This is a genomic window from Alteraurantiacibacter buctensis, from assembly GCF_009827655.1.
Classification (GTDB): Bacteria; Pseudomonadota; Alphaproteobacteria; order Sphingomonadales; family Sphingomonadaceae; genus Alteraurantiacibacter; species Alteraurantiacibacter buctensis.
Genome location: NZ_WTYV01000005.1, coordinates 289,417 through 309,810, shown reverse-complemented (window position 1 = coordinate 309,810; position 20,394 = coordinate 289,417). Strand labels below are relative to the sequence as shown.

24 protein-coding genes are annotated in these 20,394 nt (G+C 67.4%); 7 read left to right on the top strand and 17 right to left on the bottom strand.

The genetic code is table 11. The annotated features are described in order from the left end of the window. Window positions 1–32: 32 nt before the first annotated feature. From GRI99_RS13705 to hisG, 5 genes are all read right to left on the bottom strand, one after another. Window positions 33–2,129, bottom strand: a complete 2,097-nt coding sequence (locus GRI99_RS13705; RefSeq protein ID WP_160772599.1) for a sodium-translocating pyrophosphatase — start codon at window positions 2,127–2,129, stop codon at window positions 33–35. 130 nt (window positions 2,130–2,259) lie between these two features. Next, window positions 2,260–3,132: a thiamine-phosphate kinase gene (gene thiL / locus GRI99_RS13700; protein WP_160772598.1), complete on the bottom strand. Its 873-nt coding sequence runs from the start codon at window positions 3,130–3,132 to the stop codon at window positions 2,260–2,262. Beyond that, a complete protein-coding gene (nusB, locus tag GRI99_RS13695; protein ID WP_160772597.1) occupies window positions 3,129–3,578 on the bottom strand; it encodes a transcription antitermination factor NusB in 450 nt (149 codons plus the stop codon). The genes thiL and nusB overlap by 4 nt, the downstream gene beginning before the upstream one ends. Further along, on the bottom strand, window positions 3,575–4,864 hold the full coding sequence (gene hisD / locus GRI99_RS13690; RefSeq protein WP_160772596.1) for a histidinol dehydrogenase: 1,290 nt from the start codon (window positions 4,862–4,864) through the stop codon (window positions 3,575–3,577). Before hisD ends, nusB begins: the two co-directional genes overlap by 4 nt. Then, complete coding sequence (gene hisG, locus GRI99_RS13685; RefSeq protein ID WP_160772595.1) at window positions 4,864–5,535, bottom strand: ATP phosphoribosyltransferase; 672 nt, start codon at window positions 5,533–5,535, stop codon at window positions 4,864–4,866. Before hisG ends, hisD begins: the two co-directional genes overlap by 1 nt. A 20-nt stretch (window positions 5,536–5,555) precedes the next feature. On the opposite strand from hisG, the gene GRI99_RS13680 reads away from it, so the two are divergent. Further along, complete coding sequence (locus GRI99_RS13680; protein WP_160772594.1) at window positions 5,556–6,662, top strand: DUF2332 domain-containing protein; 1,107 nt, start codon at window positions 5,556–5,558, stop codon at window positions 6,660–6,662. A 36-nt stretch (window positions 6,663–6,698) separates the two neighbouring features. Here the strand turns inward: GRI99_RS13680 and GRI99_RS13675 are convergent, their stop codons facing one another. Beyond that, complete coding sequence (locus GRI99_RS13675; RefSeq protein WP_160772593.1) at window positions 6,699–7,184, bottom strand: FKBP-type peptidyl-prolyl cis-trans isomerase; 486 nt, start codon at window positions 7,182–7,184, stop codon at window positions 6,699–6,701. A 202-nt stretch (window positions 7,185–7,386) separates the two neighbouring features. Here GRI99_RS13675 and GRI99_RS13670 point away from each other — a divergent pair, with 202 nt between their 5' ends. Continuing rightward, window positions 7,387–7,773 (top strand): hypothetical protein, encoded by a 387-nt coding sequence (locus tag GRI99_RS13670; RefSeq protein WP_160772592.1) that lies wholly within the window; start codon window positions 7,387–7,389, stop codon window positions 7,771–7,773. 20 nt (window positions 7,774–7,793) lie between these two features. Here GRI99_RS13670 and GRI99_RS13665 read toward each other — a convergent pair whose 3' ends face one another. Then, entirely contained in the window at window positions 7,794–8,678 is an 885-nt protein-coding gene (locus tag GRI99_RS13665) for a pirin family protein (RefSeq protein WP_160772591.1), read from the bottom strand. Further along, window positions 8,675–8,929 carry a BolA family protein gene (locus tag GRI99_RS13660; RefSeq protein WP_160772637.1) on the bottom strand — a complete coding sequence of 85 codons (255 nt, stop codon included), beginning with the start codon at window positions 8,927–8,929 and terminating at the stop codon, window positions 8,675–8,677. The genes GRI99_RS13665 and GRI99_RS13660 overlap by 4 nt, the downstream gene beginning before the upstream one ends. 83 nt (window positions 8,930–9,012) lie before the next feature. Here GRI99_RS13660 and GRI99_RS13655 point away from each other — a divergent pair, with 83 nt between their 5' ends. Beyond that, on the top strand, window positions 9,013–9,624 hold the full coding sequence (locus GRI99_RS13655) for a J domain-containing protein (protein WP_160772590.1): 612 nt from the start codon (window positions 9,013–9,015) through the stop codon (window positions 9,622–9,624). Between the two features lie 550 nt (window positions 9,625–10,174). Here the strand turns inward: GRI99_RS13655 and GRI99_RS13650 are convergent. The 8 genes from GRI99_RS13650 to GRI99_RS13615 are packed head-to-tail and all read right to left on the bottom strand — an operon-like array spanning window position 10,175 to window position 15,275. Then, window positions 10,175–11,137 (bottom strand): alpha/beta hydrolase, encoded by a 963-nt coding sequence (locus tag GRI99_RS13650; RefSeq protein ID WP_160772589.1) that lies wholly within the window; start codon window positions 11,135–11,137, stop codon window positions 10,175–10,177. A 32-nt stretch (window positions 11,138–11,169) separates the two neighbouring features. Then, on the bottom strand, window positions 11,170–11,799 hold the full coding sequence (locus GRI99_RS13645) for a glutathione S-transferase family protein (RefSeq protein ID WP_160772588.1): 630 nt from the start codon (window positions 11,797–11,799) through the stop codon (window positions 11,170–11,172). 48 nt (window positions 11,800–11,847) lie between these two features. After that, complete coding sequence (locus GRI99_RS13640) at window positions 11,848–12,522, bottom strand: glutathione S-transferase family protein (RefSeq protein WP_160772587.1); 675 nt, start codon at window positions 12,520–12,522, stop codon at window positions 11,848–11,850. A gap of 3 nt (window positions 12,523–12,525) precedes the next feature. Further along, window positions 12,526–13,005: a VOC family protein gene (locus GRI99_RS13635; protein WP_160772586.1), complete on the bottom strand. Its 480-nt coding sequence runs from the start codon at window positions 13,003–13,005 to the stop codon at window positions 12,526–12,528. A gap of 5 nt (window positions 13,006–13,010) precedes the next feature. After that, complete coding sequence (locus GRI99_RS13630; RefSeq protein WP_160772585.1) at window positions 13,011–13,799, bottom strand: VOC family protein; 789 nt, start codon at window positions 13,797–13,799, stop codon at window positions 13,011–13,013. Beyond that, on the bottom strand, window positions 13,796–14,158 hold the full coding sequence (locus tag GRI99_RS13625; RefSeq protein WP_202393098.1) for a DUF1428 domain-containing protein: 363 nt from the start codon (window positions 14,156–14,158) through the stop codon (window positions 13,796–13,798). Before GRI99_RS13625 ends, GRI99_RS13630 begins: the two co-directional genes overlap by 4 nt. Before the next feature lie 26 nt (window positions 14,159–14,184). Next, a complete protein-coding gene (locus tag GRI99_RS13620) occupies window positions 14,185–14,850 on the bottom strand; it encodes a glutathione S-transferase family protein (RefSeq protein WP_160772584.1) in 666 nt (221 codons plus the stop codon). Beyond that, window positions 14,847–15,275 (bottom strand): VOC family protein, encoded by a 429-nt coding sequence (locus GRI99_RS13615; protein ID WP_160772583.1) that lies wholly within the window; start codon window positions 15,273–15,275, stop codon window positions 14,847–14,849. The genes GRI99_RS13620 and GRI99_RS13615 overlap by 4 nt, the downstream gene beginning before the upstream one ends. Window positions 15,276–15,356: 81 nt before the next feature. Here GRI99_RS13615 and GRI99_RS13610 point away from each other — a divergent pair, with 81 nt between their 5' ends. The 4 genes from GRI99_RS13610 (at window position 15,357) to GRI99_RS13595 (ending at window position 19,239) form a co-directional block, all read left to right on the top strand. Further along, complete coding sequence (locus GRI99_RS13610) at window positions 15,357–16,043, top strand: winged helix-turn-helix transcriptional regulator (protein ID WP_160772582.1); 687 nt, start codon at window positions 15,357–15,359, stop codon at window positions 16,041–16,043. A 77-nt stretch (window positions 16,044–16,120) separates the two neighbouring features. Further along, window positions 16,121–17,104, top strand: a complete 984-nt coding sequence (gene cobS, locus GRI99_RS13605) for a cobaltochelatase subunit CobS (protein WP_202393097.1) — start codon at window positions 16,121–16,123, stop codon at window positions 17,102–17,104. A gap of 109 nt (window positions 17,105–17,213) precedes the next feature. Next, complete coding sequence (locus GRI99_RS13600) at window positions 17,214–18,809, top strand: M28 family peptidase (RefSeq protein ID WP_160772581.1); 1,596 nt, start codon at window positions 17,214–17,216, stop codon at window positions 18,807–18,809. 139 nt (window positions 18,810–18,948) lie between these two features. Then, window positions 18,949–19,239 (top strand): PilZ domain-containing protein, encoded by a 291-nt coding sequence (locus tag GRI99_RS13595; protein ID WP_160772580.1) that lies wholly within the window; start codon window positions 18,949–18,951, stop codon window positions 19,237–19,239. A gap of 158 nt (window positions 19,240–19,397) precedes the next feature. Here the strand turns inward: GRI99_RS13595 and GRI99_RS13590 are convergent, their stop codons facing one another. After that, window positions 19,398–20,390 (bottom strand): SMP-30/gluconolactonase/LRE family protein, encoded by a 993-nt coding sequence (locus GRI99_RS13590; protein WP_160772579.1) that lies wholly within the window; start codon window positions 20,388–20,390, stop codon window positions 19,398–19,400. Window positions 20,391–20,394 lie beyond the last annotated feature (4 nt).

Here is a 20,394-nt window from a genome sequence, read left to right as displayed (position 1 = left end):
GTTGGCCTGTTACGGCCGGTTGGGTGCCAGGATCAGGCGAGCGCGGCCAGCAGCAGCAGGGCCACGATGTTGGTGATCTTGATCATCGGGTTGACGGCGGGGCCGGCGGTATCCTTGTAGGGATCGCCCACGGTGTCACCCGTGACGGCGGCCTTGTGGGCTTCCGAGCCCTTGCCGCCGTGGTTGCCGTCCTCGATGTACTTCTTGGCGTTGTCCCACGCACCACCACCGGCGGTCATGGACAGGGCCACGAACAGGCCGCCCACGATCACGCCCAGCAGCAGCGCGCCCAGCGCGGCAAAGCCGTTGGCCTGGCCGGCGATGGCGGCAATCACGAAGTAGACCACGATCGGGGCCAGTACCGGCAGCAGCGAAGGAATGATCATCTCCTTGATCGCCGCCTTGGTCACCAGGTCCACCGTGCGGGCATAATCGGGCTTGCTGGTGCCCGCCATGATGCCCGGATTGTCGCGGAACTGGTTGCGCACGTCGATCACCACGTCACCCGCAGCGCGGCCCACGGCGGTCATGCCCATGGCCCCGAACAGGTAGGGCAGCAACGCGCCCAGCAGCAGGCCCACGATCACATAGGGGTTCTCCAGGCTGAAATCGACGGTCAGCAAGGGGAAGAACTCCTTGAGGTCGGTGGTGTAGGCGGCAAACAGCACCAGTGCGGCAAGGCCGGCGGAACCGATGGCATAGCCCTTGGTCACCGCCTTGGTGGTGTTGCCCACGGCATCCAGCAGGTCGGTCTTTTCGCGCACGCTGTCATCCAGCCCGGCCATTTCGGCAATGCCGCCGGCATTGTCGGTCACGGGGCCATAGGCGTCCAGCGCCACCACCATGCCAGCCAGCGCCAGCATGGCCGTGGCCGAATAGGCGATGCCGATGAGGCCGGCGAGCTGGTAGGCGATGATGATGCCCGCCACGATCACCAGCGTGGGCAGCGCGGTCGATTCCAGGCTGATCGCCAGGCCCTGGATCACGTTGGTGCCGTGGCCCGTTTCCGAAGCCTTGGCGATCGAGCGGACCGGGCGGAAACCCGTGCCGGTGTAATACTCGGTAATCCAGATGATCAGGCCGGTGATGACCAGACCCAGCAGCGAGCAATAGAACAGGTGGCGGCCGATGATGTCGGTCGTCCCCAGCGTTGCCACGGTCGCTTCCATGTCGCCCAGGGCATAGCCGGTGGCCCACCAGATCGCCGGAATGGCGAGCACGGCGGAAACCAGGAAGCCCTTGTACATCGCGCCCATCACGTTCGTGCCGCCGCCAAGGCGGACGAAATAGGTGCCGATGATCGAGGTGACGATGCACACGCCGCCGATCAGCAGCGGCAGCGCCATCAGCGCAGGCAGCAGTTCCGCACCCTTCAGCAGCAGCGCGGTGAGCACCATGGTGGCGCCCACGGTGACCACGTAGGTCTCGAACAGGTCGGCGGCCATGCCCGCACAGTCGCCCACGTTGTCGCCCACGTTGTCGGCGATCACGGCGGGGTTGCGGGGGTCATCCTCGGGGATGCCGGCTTCCACCTTGCCCACCAGGTCGGCGCCCACGTCGGCCGCCTTGGTGAAGATGCCGCCGCCAAGGCGCGCGAAGATCGAGATGAGCGAGGCACCGAAGGCCAGGCCCACCAGGCCATCCACAACGGTGCGGTCTTCCCCGCCCACGCTGTAGCCGCCGGGGCCGGTCAGGTACCAGTAGAACCCGGCAATGGCGAGCAGCGCCAGGCCGGCCACCAGCATGCCGGTGATCGCGCCGGCGCGGAAGGCCAGAGTCAGGCCCGCCTGCAGGCCGGTGGAGGCCGCCTGCGCAGTGCGCACGTTGGAGCGGACCGAAATGTTCATGCCGATGAACCCGGCCACGCCCGACAGGATCGCGCCGATGACGAAGCCGATGGCCGGAACCGCGCCCAGGAACGCGAAGACCAGCACGGCCACCACCACGCCCACGATGGCGATGGTGGTGTACTGCCGCTTCAGATAGGCTTGCGCGCCTTCCTGGATGGCGGCGGCGATTTCCTGCATCTTGGCGTTACCGGCATCGGCGCTGAGCACCTGCCGGCTGGTGACGAAGCCGTAGACGACGGCCAGCGCACCAAGAATGATTGATAAAACTACGAGGTCCATGACCCGTATACCCCCTCTTCCAAATGGGAACGGCCCGGGTTTCCGGGTCCGCCTTTTTCGAGGTGCACAGGGCTATCGGCCATGCAAGAGGTGCGCAAGGGGGTAAGGATGCATTAACCCGCGCGGCGGATCATTTATGGGTGTAACCCAGCCCCTGCGGGTTGGTAACCGGCTCACCATCCACGAACAGCGGGGCAAACCCGCGCGGTTCCACCGTGCCGATGCGGGTCGCATTCACGCCAACCTTGCATCCCGGGGGCAGGGTGAACAGCAGTTCGTAATCGTCCCCCCAGGTCAGGCAGGCCATGCGCCGGGCCGGATCGGCCACCGGCACGCTGGCGATGTCGATCGCCAACGAGACCTGGCTCGCCTGCGCCATGCGGAAGGCATCGAGCAGCAGGCCGTCGGATACGTCCATCATCGCCGAGGCGAGTGGGGCGAGGGCCTGCCCTTCCACCAGCCTTGGGGTTGGGCGGGAATAGGCCGCATGATCTGCGCCGGTCGCATCCCGCAGCGCCTCGAACCCCAGCATGGCCGCGCCTACCTGCCCGGTCAGCCAAACCCCATCGCCCACTTGGGCACCGCCGCGCGAGGGGACGGGGGTATGCGTGGCGCGGCCCAGCGCGGTCAGGCCGTGGCTGCGGGTGCCGGTTCCTGACGCGGTATCGCCACCCAGCAGCGGCACGTTGTAATGCGCCAGAACCTCCGCCAGCCCGGCAACGAACCGTTCGTCCCCGGCACCCAGCATATGCCCCAGCAGCACGCCGAGCGGCTGCGCTCCCTTGGCGGCAAGGTCCGACAGGTTGGTGGCCACCAGCTTCCACGCCACGTCCGCCATGTCGGCACCCGGCAGGTAATGGGTGCCTGCCACCAGCATGTCGTGAGTCAGCACCAGCGTTTCGCTGCCCAGCTCCAGCACGGCGCAATCGTCTTCCAGGTTGCGCGCGGCGGGATGGGTGGCCAGCGCGCGGAGGCTGTCGATGAAAGTGGCCTCGCGGCTCACCGCACCGCCTTGGCCACGGCATCCAGCACGCCGTTGACGAACTTCGCCTCACGCTCGTCGAAGAAGGCGTGGGCCACGTCCACGTATTCGCTGATCACGGTGGCCTTCGACACGTCGGGCCGGGCCAGAAGCTCATAGGTGCCGGCGCGCAGAATCTGCACCATGGTCTTGTCCAGCCGGGCCAGCGTCCAGCCTTCGGCCAGCCGCTCCACGATCAGGGCATCGACCTCGTCCATGCGGGCGAGGGCACCGATCACCAGGTCATCGAAGAAATCGACCTCGGCTTCGGCATATTGCTCGTCCTCGATTTCCGCGCCCAGCCGATGCTGGTGGAACTCGTCGAGCAGGCGGGCCTGCGGGGTCTTCTCCATGTGGTGCTGGTACAGCGCCTGGACGGCGGCGAGCCGCGCGGCGGAGCGGGCGGTGGAACGGGGGTTCACTGTCATTTGAGGCGCAGCTCCACGGACTTGGCATGGGCGGGCAGCCCTTCGACATGGGCCAGCGCCACGGCGGCAGGGCCGATCCTGGCCAGCGCCGCTTCGTCAAGCTGGATGAAGCTGGTGCGCTTCATGAAATCGAGCACCGACAGGCCGCTGGCAAAGCGCGCGCGCCGCCCGGTGGGCAGCACGTGGTTGGGGCCGGCCACATAGTCGCCCACAGCCTCCGGCGTATGGCGGCCCAGGAACACCGAACCGGCATGGCGGATCTGCGCGAAGATCGCTTCCGGATCGTCGGTGGCAATCTCCACGTGCTCGGCTGCCAGGCGGTTGGCCAGGGCAGGGGCTTCCTTCGCCAGATCCTGCACCACGATGATCACGCCGAAGTCGTCCCAGCTTTCGCGGGCCACGCGGTTGGTGGACAGGTCGGCGCAGGTCACGTCCAGCGCATCCTCCACCACGGCGGCGAAGGCGGCATCGTCGGTAATCAGGATCGATTGCGCGCTGGGATCGTGCTCGGCCTGGCTGAGCAGGTCGGCGGCAATCCAGTCCGGATCGTTGCGGTTGTCGGCAATCACCAGGATTTCGCTGGGGCCGGCCACCATGTCGATGCCGACCACGCCGAACAACTGGCGCTTGGCCTCGGCCACGAAGGCATTGCCGGGGCCGGTGATGACATCGACCGGCTTGATGGTTGCGGTGCCATAGGCCAGCGCCGCCACCCCCTGCGCGCCGCCCACTCGCCACACCTCGTCCACGCCCGCCAGGTGCGCGGCGGCCAGCACCAGCGGGTTGACCTCGCCCAGCGGCGTGGGGGTGACCACGGCCAGCCGCTCCACGCCCGCCACCTTGGCGGGAATGGCGTTCATCAGCAGGCTGGAGGGGTATGCCGCCCGCCCGCCGGGGACGTAGAGACCCGCGGCATCGACCGCGCGCCACTTGGCACCAAGCCTGACACCGGCCTCGTCCACATGGTCGCGATCGACCGGAAGCTGGCCTTCGTGGTAGGCGCGGATGCGTTCGGCAGCCAGGTCCAGCGCCTTGCGCAAGTCCTTGTCCAGCGCCTTGTAGGCGGCCTTGCAGTCCTTCAGTGAAATCTGCCAGCCACTGTTGTCCAGGTCGTGCTTGTCGAACCGGGCGGTCAGGTCACGCAGCGCGCCATCGCCCTCTATCCGCACACGGGCCAGGATATCGCCCACCACGCGGCTGACATCGGCATCGCTCTCGCGCCGGTCATTGACGATGCGGGCAAACCTCGCGGCGAAATCGGGGTCGGTCGAGCGGAGCAGTTGCATCAGGCTTCCACCTGCCCGGAGACAGCTTGCCGGAAGGCATCGACCAGCGCCGACACGCGCGGATCGGTTTTCAGCGCCACGCGGTTGACGATCAGGCGGGCGCTCACCTGCATGATCGCATCCTTTTCCACCAGGCCGTTCTGCGCCAGCGTCTTGCCGGTGGAGACCAGGTCCACGATGCGGCCCGACAGGCCCAGCGACGGGGCCAGTTCCATCGCCCCGTTCAGCTTGACGCACTCGGCCTGCACGCCCTGGCGTTCGAACCAGCGCTTGGTGATGTTGGGATACTTGGTGGCCACGCGCAGGTGGCTGGCCACGCCGGGGCGATACTCGCTGCCCTCGGCGGGCTCGGCTACCGAAAGGCGGCAATGGCCGATGGCGAGGTCAACCGGCGCGTAAAGCTCGGAATAGGCGAATTCCTCGATCACGTCGGAGCCGACAATACCGGCCTGCGCCGCGCCGAAGGCCACGAAGGTCGCCACGTCGAACGCGCGCACGCGGATGATCCGCATGGCCCCGTCTTCGCTCGCAAAAGCCAGCGAGCGGTCGGCCTTGTCGTGGAACGAAGAATGCGGCACCACGCCGGCGCGCGCCATCACGGGCAGCGCCTCGTCGAGAATGCGGCCCTTGGGCACGGCAAAGGTAAGCGGCGGGGTGGAACCACTGGTCATGTGCGCGCCTGTAGTTTCAGATGGGCGAAAGGGCAATCGCGTTGGGGCAGGACAAGGGCGTGGTCGCATTCGAAATTGCCGACGTGGGCGCGGCGCTGGACTGGCACGCCGCCCATTGCGACAAGTCCGATGCGCCGATCACCGGCCGGATCATCCGCTCGCTGAAGGCCGTAATGCGCGGGCCAAGCGAAACGGGCCGCACTTTGCGCGAGTGGCAGGGGCAGGCGATGGAAGATGCCCTGGCCCTGCGCGTGGCGGGCGGGGTCCATGCGCTGCACCTGTCGGGCGCGGAACCGGCGCTGGGGCCGGTCTATCGCGGCGAGGTGGTGGACCAGGCGGCGATCGATGCCATCGTCTGCGCCGCTGCGGAAAGGCACGATGCCGCACTGCTGCCGTGGTTCGCCGGCCCGCCGCAGACCAACGAGGCCGGGCGCAGCGCCAGCGTGATGGGCGCGCTGCTGTGGCTTTCTGGCAAGTTGGGGCCAAGGTTCGAGCTGACCGAGATCGGTGCCAGTGCGGGCATCAATTCGATGATGGCGCGCTATTTCTATGACCTTGGCGGCACCACGGCGGGCCCGACGGATTCGCCGATGCGGATCGTGCCTGAATGGCGTGGGGACGCTCCGCCGCAGAACCCGGTGCAGATTACCGAACTGGCCGCTTGCGACATCGCCCCGGTTGACCTGACCGACCCGGTGCAGGCGCAGCGGCTGAAGGGCTATATCTGGGCCGACGCGCAGGAACGCATGGTGCGGATGGACGCGGCGATTGCCCTGGCGGGTGAGCGCAAGCCCGATCTGGTGGCGATGGATGCCGAGGAGTTCGTCCGCCAGCGACTGGCGCGGCCGCAGCAGGCGGGCGTGACCCGCGCAGTGTTCCACACGATCATGTGGCAATACCTGCCGGCGGAGAAGCGCGCCGCGATCCGGGCCATGCTGGAGGAGGCGGGCGCAGCGGCGACGGCGGAGCGGCCGTTCGCGTGGATCCGCCTCGAAACCAACCGCGTGACCTTCCGCCACGAGTTGACCGTGTGCTACTGGCCCAATGACGCTCAGGGCGGCGGCGCGGAGTGGATCCAGCTTGCCGAAGCCCACCCGCACGGGGCCTGGGTGGATTGGGTGGCGTAAGCCACCCCGCCCGCATGCGAGCGGGGAGCAGTAATCTTACCGCCCCGGTGCCACCATCACGTCCAGCAGCTCGATCTCGAAGAAAAGCGTGGCATTGGGCGGGATCGGCCCCGCACCGCGCGCGCCGTAGCCCATCTCGGCAGGCACGGCGATCTCGATGGTGTCACCGATGCCCATATAGGGGATGGCCACCTGCCAGGCGCGCACAAGCTGGCCCAGCGGGAAGGTTGCCGGGCGGCGGCCGCGCGTGGAATCGAACACCTCGCCCGTGGTCAGGCGGCCGGTGTAGTTCACCGTCACCGTATCGCGCACCGTGGGCGCAGGGCCGGTGCCATCGCCGGCGGTACGGCGCATGCGCACCCCGCCATCCAGCACATACCAGCCGTCTTCGGGCGTAAGGGCGTAAAGGGCGCTCAACTGGTCGTTGGCCCAGGCGGAATCCTGCGTGATGTCTCTGGCCTCCTGAGCCATGGCGGGGGTTGCACCGGCGAATGCGGTGAGGACGGCGATGAACTTTCTCATGACCCGGCCTTTAGCGGTGCCGGTCGTCGCCGTCATCCCCGCCTTCCTGATCGCACGAAATTCAAGCAAGCCCGGGTCGGTTCGAGACGTTCTGTGAAAATATGCGTGGAACAAATGCCAATAAGGAATGTATAGAACAATATTGCGCATTTAAAGGCTCAAAGCCTCAAAATATTTTTGCATTTTTAGAAAGAAAATTATCATGAATAAAATACTGTCATTCGCGATAATTTTGGCGGGCGCTCTCCTGATTTCCGGTTGTGCGACGGGCAGCCGTCCCTCCACTGCGGGTGAGCGCATCACCGCGCGCGGCGATTCCATATCCGAATATGGCGATGCGTGGACTGCCGGCCAGCACATGACCGATCGTGGCCAGGCGATGGTCGAGCGGGGCACCAGCGATGCCGATCAGGCGCGCAGGCGCCTGGCGGATGCGCGCGCCGTGATCACCCGGGAGGAACAGAGCCTGCGCGAAGCCGAAAGCGCCAGAACCGAAGGCCAGCGCATGATGGCCGAAGGGACAGCCGAAATGGCACGTGCCGAAGCAGAGTATGCCTCCCTCCGGCGCGGCCCTTCCGCTACGCAATAACCCGCCGTCCGGGCCGTGGGTCAGGGATAGCTCACCGTCTTGGGCACGTCCGGAATGGGGATGAACTCTGCCTCGTCCCCCGGCACCAGCGGAAAGCGGCCCTCGCGCCAATCGGCCTTGGCCTGCTCGATGCGGTCGCGGCTGCTGGAGACGAAGTTCCACCACACGTGGCGGCGGGTGGGGAAAGCCTCACCGCCCAGCAGCATCACCTTGGCGCTGGACTGGCTCGCCAGCGTCATCGCCACGCCGGGTTGGAGGACATAGAGCACGTAGAGGTCCAGCGGCATGCCATCGATGGTGGCGGCCCCGCCGGTGAGCATGACGGCGCGCTCGTCCGCCTCGGCGTCGATGGGGATCGATCCGCCGGCAGCCAGGTTGATCTCGGCATAGATCGTGGCCGCATGGGTGGTGGTGGCGGCGCGGCGGCCCCACAGTTCACCCATGATCACCGTGGCACTGGCGCAGGTGTCCTCCACCTGCGGCAGGTCGGTCACCGCTTCGAACGCGGGCTCGATCTCCTCCATGCCATCGGGCAGGGCCAGCCAGGTCTGCATCCCGTACATCGCCGGGCCATTGTCCCGCTCATCCTGGGGGGAGCGTTCGGAATGGACGATGCCGCGCCCGGCGGTCATCAGGTTCACCTGCCCGGGGCGGATGGTGGAAAAGCTGCCCAAGCTGTCGCGATGGTCGATCGCGCCATCGAACAGCCAGGTAACCGTGGCCAGGTTGATGTGTGGGTGCGGGCGCACGTCCATCCCTTCGCCGCGTTCCAGCCGGGCGGGGCCGAACTGGTCGACGAAGACGAACGGCCCGACCATGCGGCAGGTGGGGCTGGGCACCGCGCGGCGCACCTGGAAGCCGCCAAGGTCATGGGTGATCGGCTGGACGGTCTGGATAATGCTCATGCCGATTCCCCCGGTGCCACGGCCTTCACCGCCAGCGCATGGACGCGGGTGCCGGGAATGTCGCCCAGCGCCTTGTTGACCATCCGCTGGCGTTCCAGCCGGCCCTTGCCGGTGAAGGCCGCGCTCTCGATCAGCACGCTGAAGTGCGATTCGCCGCTGCCATCGTCACCCGAATGGCCGTGGTGCTGCGCGCTGTCATTGCTGACCACCAGCCGGGTGGGGGCGAAGGCAGTGGCAAGCAGGGCTTCCATTTCGCTCTGAACGGGTCCGGCCACGCGCTGATCTCCTGATTGGGGGGTTTTCATCTGGCGCACGATGCCCCAGATTCAAGCCAATGGCCACGACATCTCCCAAATTCCACGGCCGCCACGAACATGGCGGGCGACACTGCATGGCCCCCGGCTGCGACGGCGCGGGGGAATTTCGCGCGCCCGGCCCGCGCCGCCACGGGTTTGACGGGCCGGGCGACTGGCTGTGGTTCTGCCTTGACCACGTGCGCGAGTTCAACGCCGGGTACGATTTCTTCAAGGGCATGAGCGCGGACGAGATTTACGCCGCGCAAAGCCCGGTGGCCGGCTGGCAGACCGAAACGCGCGCCTTCCGCCCCACCGCCGGAATCGGGGATGCGCCGCGCTGGGCGGACTTTGCCGATCCGCTGGATGCCATCGGCGCGCGGGCCTCTGACATTCGTCGCCGGGCCGAGGGGCGCGCGGGCGAGATGCGCCGGGCGCAGGAACACGCCCGCTTCACCCCCGCTGAGCACCAGGCGCTGGGCGTGCTGGGGTTGAGTGTCACCGATGACCGGACCGTGCTGCGGCGCCGCTATTCCGAGCTGGTGCGCCGCTACCACCCGGATCGCAACGGCGGCGACCGGCGGCACGAAGGGCGGTTGCAGCGGGTGGTGGAAGCCTACCAGGTGCTGAAGAAGGCGCGCGCCTACGCCTGATTGGCAATTGCTATTGACAATTATAACCATTTAGGTTAGGTGTGTGTGGCCGGTCCAGCGGGGATGTCGACCCTCTCTGGCCTTTGCTCACCAGAGCAACGCGGCCGGTGTGGCGGCGCATGGCACGGGGTTACCCAAGCCACGTGCAAGCCACAACCGGAAGCGGCGGGTGGATGATCCGGGCGCCTGCCCCTTTGCAACCTCGCCCACCGGGCGCCTCTCGCGAAGACGACAGGCCCACCCGCAGCAGGAAGGCTCTCCGAAGGCTGGCCACGCACCCGGCACTGGCGCGGCACGATCAGCCGCGCCGTGACAGGCGGGCCGCAAAGCGAGTTCCCCCGCCAGCCACGGGCCACTCCCGCCCACAGGAACGGTGACCGATGCGCCCCGCCAGGCAGGCCCGGTCCGTTCGCGCATGCCCGGCAGCCCCGTGCGAGAGCGCCACCCGGCGCCGCACCGGCCGCGCGGATTTCCTTTTTTTTACAGCGATTTATGGCGTCTGACGCTGTTGGATTGGCGTCTCGGCACGAGTCCCGGCGCAGGCTGGGCCTCAAGGTGTGCCCCACAGCCAGCGCAGCACATCGGGCAGGATCGCGCTGCCGTGGGCGTCAGAATGCGCGCCGTCGCCCCATTCGTGCGCCACCTGGTAGCGGGGGCCAGGCAACCCCGCCTCATCCGCCGCGCGATTGGCGTATTCCATCGCCGCCAGCATCTGCTGGTTGGCCAGGAACCAGTTGCCGTGTTCGTTGTCGAGGTCGGCCGATCCGTCCTGCAGGAACACTTTCAGCGGGCGGGGCGGGGTGTGGCGGATCAGGCGGGGGTACAGGTCACCCGCCGGCAACGGCGCGGCGGCGGGACCAGCTTCCTGCGCGGCGATGGCGACATAGCTGCCGACGAACGAGATCACGTTGCCGAAGGCCTCCGGGTGGCGGAAGGCCACGGTGAAGGCGGCAATCGCCCCGCTGCTGGTGCCGCCGATGGCGCGGCGGGCGGGATCGTCGGTGAAAGCCCACTGTCGGCGGACTTCGGGGAGCAGCTCGTCAAGCAGCAGGCGCGAATAGTCGTCGTCCAGCTCGTCATATTCCTGCCAGCGGTGGTCCGGGTTCTCCATCCCCAGGTTGTCGGGATAGCGCCGGGACAGGTTGCCCGGCGTCACGAACAGCCCCAGCGTTGGCGGGATGGCTCCAGCCGCGATCAGGTTGTCGAGCACCACCGGCACTCGCAGCGAGCCATCGGGATGGGTGGCCCGCTGGCCGTCCTGAAACACCAGCAGGTTAGGCGGGCTGGCGGGGTCATAGCCGTTGGGCACATAGACCCAGTAACGCCGCACGGTGCCGGGAAAGGCGGCGGCGTGGAATTCGAACGGCCCCAGCAGTTCACCCGGCGCCACGCCGGGCTGCACCTGCGAATCGCGACCAGGCGGATAGTCCCCCGGCTGACGCTGCGCCGCGGCGGGGGTGACGATGAGGGCCAGGGCGACGAGGGCGGCGATGGCAGGGGAAAGCAGGCGCATGGGCAGGGTTGTCGGCCCCCGCCGCGCGCAGGTCAATTGCCGGCCTGCGCTGCGGCGATCAGGGCGTTGTCGATGGCTTTCGCTTCCTGATAGGCGGGGCGGGCGCGGACCCGTTCGGCATAGGCGGCAAAGCCGGGCCGCTCCGGCATGGACCTGAATTGCAGGCCCCAGTCCACCTGGCTGCCCAGGTACACGTCGGCCATGGTGAAGCGCTTGCCGGCGGCGAAATCGTGGGCGGAAAGCCACTGGTCCAGCGCATCCAGCGTGCGCTCGAAGGTGCCGAACCCGGCCATCATCTCGCGCCCTTCCGGCACCTGCCAGCCCATCGCATTGGCGGTGACGGCCGCTTCCAGCGGTCCGGCGGCGAAGAACAGCCAGCGGTAGTAATTCCCCCGCTCCGCCGCCGTGGGCAGCAGGTCGGACCGCTCGGCCTCGGCCAGGTAGTGGCACACGGCGGCCGCCTCGCTCACCGCCAGGTCCCCTGCCGGGGTATGGTGGACCAGGGTGGGCAGCTTGCCCATTGGATTGGCATCGAGCAGCGCCTGCGGTTTGGCCGCCCAGTCCACGAACACCGGATCGTAATCCGCCCCCACCTCGTGCAATGCCCAACGGGCGATCTGTGCCCGGCTCATGGGGTTAAAGAAGAAGGTGTAGGCGGCCATGGCAAATCTCCCCAAGCGGCGAGAACAATACAGGAACAGACTGGCCCGTCAATCGCGGTCCGGCGCGCCAAGGGGAAAATAAGGACGGTAAGGCCGGGCATCGTCCACGCAGCGCTTTACCGGCGGGAGGGCCAGCAGCTCGGCGCGTAGGGAGCCGAGGCGCGGGCGGGCAGGGCCGATGGGTTCCACCCAGTCGGCATAGAACAGGCTGGGCGCGGCGGCACAGGTTACCAGGCTGGTGTGCGGGGGCAGGGTGTTTTCGCCCAGCCAGGTTTCCAGCCAGTCATAGGCCTGGTTGAGGCGCTTCTTCCCCGCCGCCACCTCCTCGGCAATCGGCTCCTCGCGCAGGCCCATTTCCGGGCGGTCGCGGCTGATGAAGTGGGCCGAGACGACGCGCTGCATGTTGCCCATCACATAATTGTCGAACACCCGGTCGATCATCCGCGCCGCTACCGCCGCTGCCGGATCGGCGGGGATCAGCGGGGCGGGGCCGGGGTGGTGGACGGCCAGGTGCTCGACGATGGTGGTCGCCTCCACGATCACCTTGCCATCGTCCACCAGCACCGGGATGTGCCCGCCAGGATGCACCCGACCGCAGAACTGCTGGTGCAGCGGCTTGCCATCCTCCATCGGCACAAAGGTGAACGGCGTGCCGTTGGCATAGAGCGGGATCAGCGCCTTCCAGGTGTAGCTGGAGAACAGGTGTCCGTGCAGTTCAAGCATGTCTCATTCTCCCGCCAGCGCAGCTTCGATTGTCGCCACGTCGATCTTGCCCATGCCCATCATCGCATCGAAGGCCCGCTTGCGCGCGGCGGGATCGGGGTGGTCGTACATCTCCGTCAGCACGCGCGGGGTTATCTGCCAGGATATGCCCCAGCGGTCCTTGCACCAGCCGCACTGGCTTTCCTGCCCGCCGTTGCCCACGATGGCGTTCCAGTAGCGGTCGGTTTCGGCCTGGTCCTCGGTAATGACCGAGAAGCTGAACGCCTCGTTCGGCGCGAAGTGCGGGCCGCCGTTGAGGCCCAGCACCGGCAGGCCCAGCACGGTGAAGTCCACCGTCAGCAACGCGCCTGCGGGGGTGGAGGGGTTGTCACCCGGGGCATAGACGCACTGGCCCACGGCGCTGTCGGGGAAGGTGGCGGCATAGAACCGCGCGGCGTCCAGCGCGCCGCTGTCATACCACAGGCAGATTCGGGCCCTTGTCATGGTGGCTACTCCTTGCGTGGTCCGACAAGCCCGAGGCGCGCGCCTTGCGGATCGACGATGCTGGCCGACCAGTCGCCGCCGGGGACTTGCCCGATCTCGCCCTCCACCGTGCCCCCTTTAGCTGCGACTGCCGCCACCGCGCGATCGATGTCCTCAACCCCCAGGATGAATTCCCAGCGTGGCCCGCGCCCTTCGGGCAGCATGGTGCCCAGCGCGCCCACGGCCACGTCGCCGGCATGGACGAACAGATAGTCGCGCCCGTCGGGCATGGTCATGCCGCCGTCCTGCCGCCAGCCGACGAGATCGGCGTAGAAGGCGGCGGCGGCCCTGGCATCGGGTGACCAGTGCTGGTTCCAGCGCATGTGCTGCGGCTTGTCGGCAAACACGTCGCTGACGGCATCGGGCTGCCCGGCAGGAGGCACCGGGTCCATCAGGTAGAAGGTGGCGCCCCACGGGTCGGACACCATCGCCATCCGGCCCACGCCCATGTCCGTCACCGGCATGTGCACCGTGCCGCCGCCAGCCTGCAACCGGGCGACCGCTTGGTCCAGGTCAGGTGCATGGATGTAGCCGATCCAGACCGGCTCCATGCCCATCTGGGCCATGCCCGGGGTCAGCGTCAGCACGCCGCCGGCATTGCCGCCATCGCTGCGGCCGATCATGCGGTATTCGCTGCCGTTGGGCATGGCGTTACCGTGCTGCGCGATGGTCCAACCGGCCACCGCGCCATAGAAGGCAGCGGCCCCGGCGGGATCGGGCGTCATCAGCTCGTACCAGATGAAGCTGCCGGTCATTGCTTGGCATCCCCCCAGAAGATCGGGCTGAACCCGCCAAAGATCATGCGCTTGCCATCGAACGGCATCTCGTCGCCAAAGGCCTTCATCCGCTCGTCCTGCATCAGCTTTTCGTGGCTGGCATCGCAGGTGGCCCGGTCCGGCCACAGCACCCAGCTGAACACCACCTTCTCGCCCGCCTCGGCGGCCACGGCGCGGCGGAAATCGGTGTGCTGGCCGTCCTTCACGTCCTCCTCCCAGCACTCCACCTGCGATAGGGCGCCATAGTCTTTCACGATGGGCCAGAAGTCCTCTGCCACCTTGCGATAGGCGTCCTTGTTCTCATCCTTCACCGGGATGACGAAACCTTGCACGTACATGATGATCCTCCTCCAGTGTGGCAGCGTCACATGGTGAACGGCTGCCCGTCGTAATCGGCCAACTGGTCGGCATAGGCCTTGGCATAGGCCGGGCGCGCCTTGGCCCGTGCCACGTAAGCGGCGACGGCGGGTTCCTGTTCCACCAATCCGGTGGGCCGAAGGTTTTCCAGGACGGTGACCATGGCGATGTCGGCAATGGAGAACTCGCCGGCCAGCCAGTCCTTGCCGTCCAGCGCGGCGGCGAGGCGCTTCAGGCGCTGCTTCGCCAGCCCTTCCGCCGGTTCGCGCGCCCCGGCGGCCCACGGCTGATCGGCAAAGAACACGGCATAGCCGAACATGCGGGTGCACACCGGCTCCACGCTGTTGAAGGCGGAAAACAGCCAGCTCTTGGCGGTCCAGCAGGCTTGCGGATCGGCCGGCAGCAGGCCGCCGTGTTTCTCCGCCAGATACAGCAGCATGGCCCCGCTTTCAAAGATGTGCAGATCGCCATCGGCCAGGGCGGGCACCTGCTCGAACGGCTGGCGCTGCACATAATCGGCCGGCTTGGCTCCGCGTGCCTGCACCTTTTCGACCGCATAGGGCTGGCCCAGCTCCTCGAACGCCCAACGCACCCTGAGGTCGCGGACGAGGCCGCGGACCAGTTCGGGCACCCAGTCGAACACGGTGAGGACGGGGAGGGGAGCGCCGGTCATTGTGCGTCCTCCGGCATGGGTTCGCCGCTGGCGAAGGCCGGGTCCATCCAGAACGGCTCCCAGATGGTGCCGTCAGGGTCGGCAATGCTGCGCTGGTACATGAAGCCGTGGTCTGCGGGTGGGTTGATGTCGGCCGTGCCGCCACTGGCCCCGGCCACCTTGACCAGAGCGTCCACCTCGTCGCGGCTGTCGAGGTTGATGGCCAGCATCATGCCCTTGGCCTCGGGAGCAGGTAGGGGGGCCTGGGTGAAGCGGCGCCAGCTCCCCTCGCTGTGGATCATCACGAAGATCGTGTCCGACCACACCATGCACATCGCCCTGTCATCGCTGAAGGCGGGGTTCTTGGCAAAGCCGATGGCGGCATAGAACCGCTCCGATGCGGCCAGGTCTGTCACCGGCAGGTTCACGAATATCATCTTGGGCATGGGCTTGATCCTCTCCAGCGTCGCCTTCCTGCGCAACTCGGAACTTGCCAAGCGTGACCCTCGCAGTTACTAAAAGCAACTATGGAGTTACAAAAAGAAATTCTCCACGGTCGCTTACACGGACGCTGGTACGATGATGCATGCGGCACCGCCTTCGCACTGGAGGTGGTGGGCGAGCGCTGGGCGCTGCTGGTGCTGCGCGAGCTGATGTTCGGGCCGCTGCGCTTTTCGGACCTGAAGGCCGCGCTGCCGGGCATTTCCGCCAAGGTGCTGACCGAGCGGCTGGCCGGGCTGGAGCAGGCCGGCGTGGTGGCCCGGGCCGTGCTGCCGCCTCCGGCGCGCGGCACGCAGGTGTACGAGCTGACGCCCTGGGGCCTGATGGCCGAACCGATGATCCAGGAAATGGGCCGCTGGGCCGCCCGCTCGCCCATCCACGATCCGCGCCTGCCGCTTTCGCCCGTCAGCCTGATGCTGTCTCTGCGGACCATGCTTGATCGCAAGGCGGCCAAGGGCAAGAGCGCCGACGTGGGCTTTGCCGTGGCCGGCCAGGAGTTCCGCGCCCGGCTGGAGGATCGCAAGTTGCCGATCACGCGCGAGCCGGTGGCGGGCGCGCAGATCGTGGTCCGCGCGCCCGATGCCGCGCTGGTGGCGGCCACGATCTATGCCGGTGTTCCGGCCTCCGACCTGCCCGGCCTGGTGATCGAGGGGGACACGAAGCAGTGGCAGCGCTTTGCCGCCCTGTTCAGCCTGCCGCCCAAGGTGGGTTAGGGTCCTGACCCGAAAGCACCGCTTGCGCGCCTTTACCGTTGCAGGCCAATGCGCCCCCGTATAGGCACGGCCACGAGATGAATGACATGACCAGCACCACCGACCAGTCCGGCACGCTGCTTGCCGCCCCGGATACCGAAATCGACGTTCGCGGCACCTTCGGGGTCGATATCGACATGAAGGTCCCCGCCTTCAGCCAGGCTGATGGCCGGGTGCCCGATATCGATCCGAATTACGTGTTCGATCCCGATACCACGCTGGCGATCCTGGCGGGCTTTGCCCACAACCGCCGCGTGATGGTGCAGGGCTATCACGGCACCGGCAAGAGCACGCATATCGAGCAGGTGGCCGCGCGCCTTAACTGGCCGTGCATCCGCATCAACCTGGACGCGCACATCAGCCGCATCGACCTGGTGGGCCGCGACGCCATCGTGCTGCGCGATGGCCTGCAGGTGACCGAGTTCCGCGAAGGCCTGCTGCCCTGGGCGCTACAGCACCCGGTGGCGCTGGTGTTCGACGAGTATGACGCCGGCCGGCCCGACGTGATGTTCGTGATCCAGCGCGTGCTGGAACAGGCAGGCAAGCTGACCTTGCTGGACCAGAACCGCGTGATCCGGCCGAACCCGTGGTTCCGCCTGTTCGCCACCGCCAACACGGTGGGCCTGGGCGATACCAGCGGGCTTTATCACGGCACGCAGGCGATCAACCAGGGCCAGATGGACCGCTGGAACATCGTCACCACGCTCAACTACCTGCCCGAAGAGACCGAGCGCGAGATCGTGGGCGCCAAGACCGGCCTCGATCCCAAGCTGGTGGCGGACATGATTCGCGTGGCGGACCTGTCGCGCCAGGGCTTCATCAACGGCGATATCTCCACGGTGATGAGCCCGCGCACGGTGATTTCCTGGGCCGAGAACACCGAGATCTTCCACGATCCGGGCTTTGCCTTCCGCCTCACCTTCCTCAACAAGTGTGACGAGGCGGAACGGATGCTGGTGGCCGAATACTACCAGCGCGTGTTCGGCAAGGAACTGCCCGAGAGCGTGGTGGCCAAGGCGTAAGCCTGCCGCCAGACCGCTGGCGTCAGCCGTTCGTCGAAGGATCGCTTGCCCCGCGCGCCCGCGCGCGGCTAGGCATGTGCTTTCATTCGAAACGGGACTCTCACCAACCATGAACCGCCTTTCCGCCGCGCTGTGCGGTGTTGCCTTCGTTTTTGCCGCCCCGCTTGCCGCACAGGAGGTGGATTCCGCTGCCATCCAGCGTGACGTGACGATCCTCTCCCACGACAACATGGAGGGCCGCGAAGCCGGCACCCGCGGGCACGAACGGGCGGCGGGCTATGTCGCGGGCCGCATGGCCGCGATGGGTCTGCGGGGTGGCGGGGATGACGGCACCTATTTCCAGGCCGTGCCGCTGCTGCGGGTGGAACGGGCGCAGGAAGGAAATGCCATCGCCATCGACGGGCTGGAGCAGTTCCGGCTGGGCACCGACCTGACCCTGGCGGGCAGCGCCATGCAGGAAAGCGGCAGCGTGGAGGCGGAGCTGGTCTTCGTGGGCTATGGCCTGGACCTGCCGGGGCGCAACGACCTCGACGGGGTGGACCTGAACCGCAAGATCGCCGTGCGCGCCTATGGCGGCCCGCGCAATCTCTCGTCCGACGAGGCGGCGCATTACCGCAGTTCCATTGCCGAACGGGTGGCGGCACGCGGTGCGATCGGCCTGCTGCTGGTGTGGACCCCGCAGCGCGAAGGCGTGCAATCGTGGGAGCGGGTGATCGAGGGGGCCAACCACTCGGTGGGGATGACGTGGGTACGACCCGACGGCACCCCGTTCAGCACCAGCCCCGGCCTGCTGTTCAGCGGCAGCATTTCCGCCGAGCTGGGCCGCGCGCTGCTGGCAGGGCACGAGTTCGACTATGACGACCTGGTAGCCGCCGAGCAGACCGACGAGGCGCTGGTCCCCGCCTTCCCGCTGGGCCGCACGGCGCGGGTGAGCTGGGCCAGCACGTTCAGCCGGATGGACAGCCCCAACGTGATCGGCCTGATCCCCGGCAGCGATCCGGACTTGGCTGACGAGTACCTGGTGCTCACCGCCCACCTCGACCACGAAGGTATCCGCCCCACCGACGAGGAAGGGGACGACGAGATCTATAACGGCGCGATGGACAATGCCGTGGGCGTCTCGTCCTTGCTGGAAGTGGCCCGCCTGCTGAGCACGGCGGGCACCCGCCGCTCGGTGCTGGTGGTGGCGCTGACGGCGGAGGAGAAGGGCCTGATCGGCAGCAGCTACAACGCCGCCAATCCCACCGTTCCCGCCGGGCAGGTGGTGGCCAACGTCAACCTCGACATGCCGATCGTCACCTATCCCTTTGCCGACGTGGTGGCGATGGGGGCGGAACGGTCCAACCTCTACCCCGCGGTGGAAGCGGCGGTGGCCGGCGGCGGGCTGACCTTCAGCCCCGATCCCGCGCCGGAGCAGGGCTATTACACCCGGTCGGACCAGTATTCCTATGTCCGCAACGGCATCCCGGCGGTGAACCTGGACCTGGGCTGGGCCAACGGCGGCGAGGAGGCGCAGAAGGACTTCCTGGCCAACCACTATCACCGGGCGAGCGACCACGCCGACCTGGTTGATTTCACCGCGCTGGCCCGCTTCACGGCGGCCAACTTTGCCATTGCCCGCGACATTGCCAACCAGGCGCAGCGGCCCGCGTGGAACGAGGGCGAATTCTTCGGCCGCATCTTCCCGCGCACGCCGGGGAGCTGAGCGGGAAGCCATTCCTTACCGGCGCGTTCACGCCGTTTGTTGAAGCCGTGTTGGCCGGGCGCGCTCCACACCACGGATGGCGCCACTCACTCGCCCGCGTCGGCCATCCGCCGACGGGCCGCCACCGGAATTGGAATGCATGCCGTCTCGCCTGGCCGATCTCGTTCACAAACTGCAAGTCAAGTGCCGCTTCAAGGCGGGCAATACGGTGGACCTGGACGTGCTCGACCTGTCCCCCGGCGGTTGCCTGGTGGACCTGAAGCGCTGGGGCGGCGAAGTGGGCGAGCGGGTGCTGGTGAAGCTGCCCGGCCTGTCATTCCAGCCCGCCAGCATCGCCTGGGTCGAGGACGAGCAGGCCGGCATCGCCTTCGAACAGGCGATGCACGAGGCCGTGCTGGAACACCTGATGGCCCAGGCGCGGGCGGCTTAGGCACGCAGTCCTTGTCATCCTGAACTTGTTTCAGGATCCATTTTGCGGCCCAAAGCGGAGGGTTTTGTTCAGGGCGGCCGAAAGGTTTGCCCCGCTCAACGGCCATCCGCGTCAAACGAGGAATGGACCCTGAAACAAGTTCAGGGTGACGATGGTGGTTACCGCACGCCGCGTGACAGCACGGGGATGCGGTAGATCGTCATCGCGATGTTGCGCTCGCCGTGGGGTGGGGCCCACAGGTCGCCCGCCGGGGTCGCCGCGCCCATCGTGCCGATGTACAGAACGTTCCTCTGCGGTCCGGCCAGCGCCAGCGTGATCGAGCGGCGCGGGGTGGGGATCACGCCCAGTTCGGTGCCATCGGGCGCGAAGATATAGACCCCCGCATCGCCGGTGACATAAAGCCGCCCGGCAGCGTCCACTTCCATCCCGTCACCCCCGAACCCTTGCGTATCGCGGGCCAGGCGGGCGAACACGCGGGCGTTCGACGGGCTGCCATCAGTCGCAATGTCATAGGCGCGGATCGTGGTGCCATCGGTGACATAGAGTACGCGCCCGTCCGGGCTGGTGACCACGCCGTTGGAGAAGCGCTCCATCGTGGCGACGGTGGTGACCGTGCCGTCTGCCGTGGTGTGATACAGCGCCCCTTGCGTGAACCAGGCCCCGCCGCGCCCGTCGGCATAAAGGTCGTTCAGCCGGCCCAGGGTGGAACCATCGGCAAAGGCATCGGCGATGACCTTGCGTTCTGGCGAAAGCTGCACCACGGCGCTGCGCCGTTCGCAGGTGAGCTGCATCAGGCCGGGGTCGGAACAGCCGCGCTCCACCGCCAGCATCGACCCGTCAGCCGCCACCGACACCGCGCCCGCACCCAGCACGTAGGGCACTTCCACGAACGAGCGGCCATCGGGCCACAGCTTCCAGATCGCGTTGCTCTGCTCCTGCGCGAACAGCAGCAGGCCATCGGGGGTGACCGACATGCCATCGGCCGCCATCGGGCCGGACCAGACCTTCTCCCACTCCGCCTCGCCGGTGGTGACGCCGGTGATGGCGGGCACGTCGCTGGCCACTTCGCCCGGTTCGAGCGACTGGGCGGCGGCGGGAAGGGTGAGGGCAAGTGCCGAAGCGGCGGCCAGCAGGGTCAGCAGGGATTTCACGGCG

Bases quoted from the DNA above. Each gene is read 5' to 3' on its own strand.
- GRI99_RS13645 (WP_160772588.1), bottom strand. From the start codon at position 11,799: ATGGCCGCCTACACCTTCTTCTTTAACCCCATGAGCCGGGCACAGATC.
- GRI99_RS13610 (WP_160772582.1), top strand. From the start codon at position 15,357: ATGGAGTTACAAAAAGAAATTCTCCACGGTCGCTTACACGGACGCTGG.
- GRI99_RS13675 (WP_160772593.1), bottom strand. From the start codon at position 7,184: ATGAGAAAGTTCATCGCCGTCCTCACCGCATTCGCCGGTGCAACCCCC.
- GRI99_RS13665 (WP_160772591.1), bottom strand. From the start codon at position 8,678: ATGAGCATTATCCAGACCGTCCAGCCGATCACCCATGACCTTGGCGGC.
- GRI99_RS13640 (WP_160772587.1), bottom strand. From the start codon at position 12,522: ATGCTTGAACTGCACGGACACCTGTTCTCCAGCTACACCTGGAAGGCG.
- nusB (WP_160772597.1), bottom strand. From the start codon at position 3,578: ATGACAGTGAACCCCCGTTCCACCGCCCGCTCCGCCGCGCGGCTCGCC.
- hisG (WP_160772595.1), bottom strand. From the start codon at position 5,535: ATGACCAGTGGTTCCACCCCGCCGCTTACCTTTGCCGTGCCCAAGGGC.
- GRI99_RS13615 (WP_160772583.1), bottom strand. From the start codon at position 15,275: ATGCCCAAGATGATATTCGTGAACCTGCCGGTGACAGACCTGGCCGCA.
- GRI99_RS13670 (WP_160772592.1), top strand. From the start codon at position 7,387: ATGAATAAAATACTGTCATTCGCGATAATTTTGGCGGGCGCTCTCCTG.
- cobS (WP_202393097.1), top strand. From the start codon at position 16,121: ATGAATGACATGACCAGCACCACCGACCAGTCCGGCACGCTGCTTGCC.
- GRI99_RS13680 (WP_160772594.1), top strand. From the start codon at position 5,556: ATGGGCGAAAGGGCAATCGCGTTGGGGCAGGACAAGGGCGTGGTCGCA.
- GRI99_RS13620 (WP_160772584.1), bottom strand. From the start codon at position 14,850: ATGACCGGCGCTCCCCTCCCCGTCCTCACCGTGTTCGACTGGGTGCCC.
- GRI99_RS13625 (WP_202393098.1), bottom strand. From the start codon at position 14,158: ATGTACGTGCAAGGTTTCGTCATCCCGGTGAAGGATGAGAACAAGGAC.
- GRI99_RS13630 (WP_160772585.1), bottom strand. From the start codon at position 13,799: ATGACCGGCAGCTTCATCTGGTACGAGCTGATGACGCCCGATCCCGCC.
- GRI99_RS13600 (WP_160772581.1), top strand. From the start codon at position 17,214: ATGAACCGCCTTTCCGCCGCGCTGTGCGGTGTTGCCTTCGTTTTTGCC.
- GRI99_RS13655 (WP_160772590.1), top strand. From the start codon at position 9,013: ATGGCCACGACATCTCCCAAATTCCACGGCCGCCACGAACATGGCGGG.
- GRI99_RS13660 (WP_160772637.1), bottom strand. From the start codon at position 8,929: ATGGAAGCCCTGCTTGCCACTGCCTTCGCCCCCACCCGGCTGGTGGTC.
- GRI99_RS13635 (WP_160772586.1), bottom strand. From the start codon at position 13,005: ATGACAAGGGCCCGAATCTGCCTGTGGTATGACAGCGGCGCGCTGGAC.
- GRI99_RS13595 (WP_160772580.1), top strand. From the start codon at position 18,949: ATGCCGTCTCGCCTGGCCGATCTCGTTCACAAACTGCAAGTCAAGTGC.
- GRI99_RS13650 (WP_160772589.1), bottom strand. From the start codon at position 11,137: ATGCGCCTGCTTTCCCCTGCCATCGCCGCCCTCGTCGCCCTGGCCCTC.
- hisD (WP_160772596.1), bottom strand. From the start codon at position 4,864: ATGCAACTGCTCCGCTCGACCGACCCCGATTTCGCCGCGAGGTTTGCC.
- GRI99_RS13705 (WP_160772599.1), bottom strand. From the start codon at position 2,129: ATGGACCTCGTAGTTTTATCAATCATTCTTGGTGCGCTGGCCGTCGTC.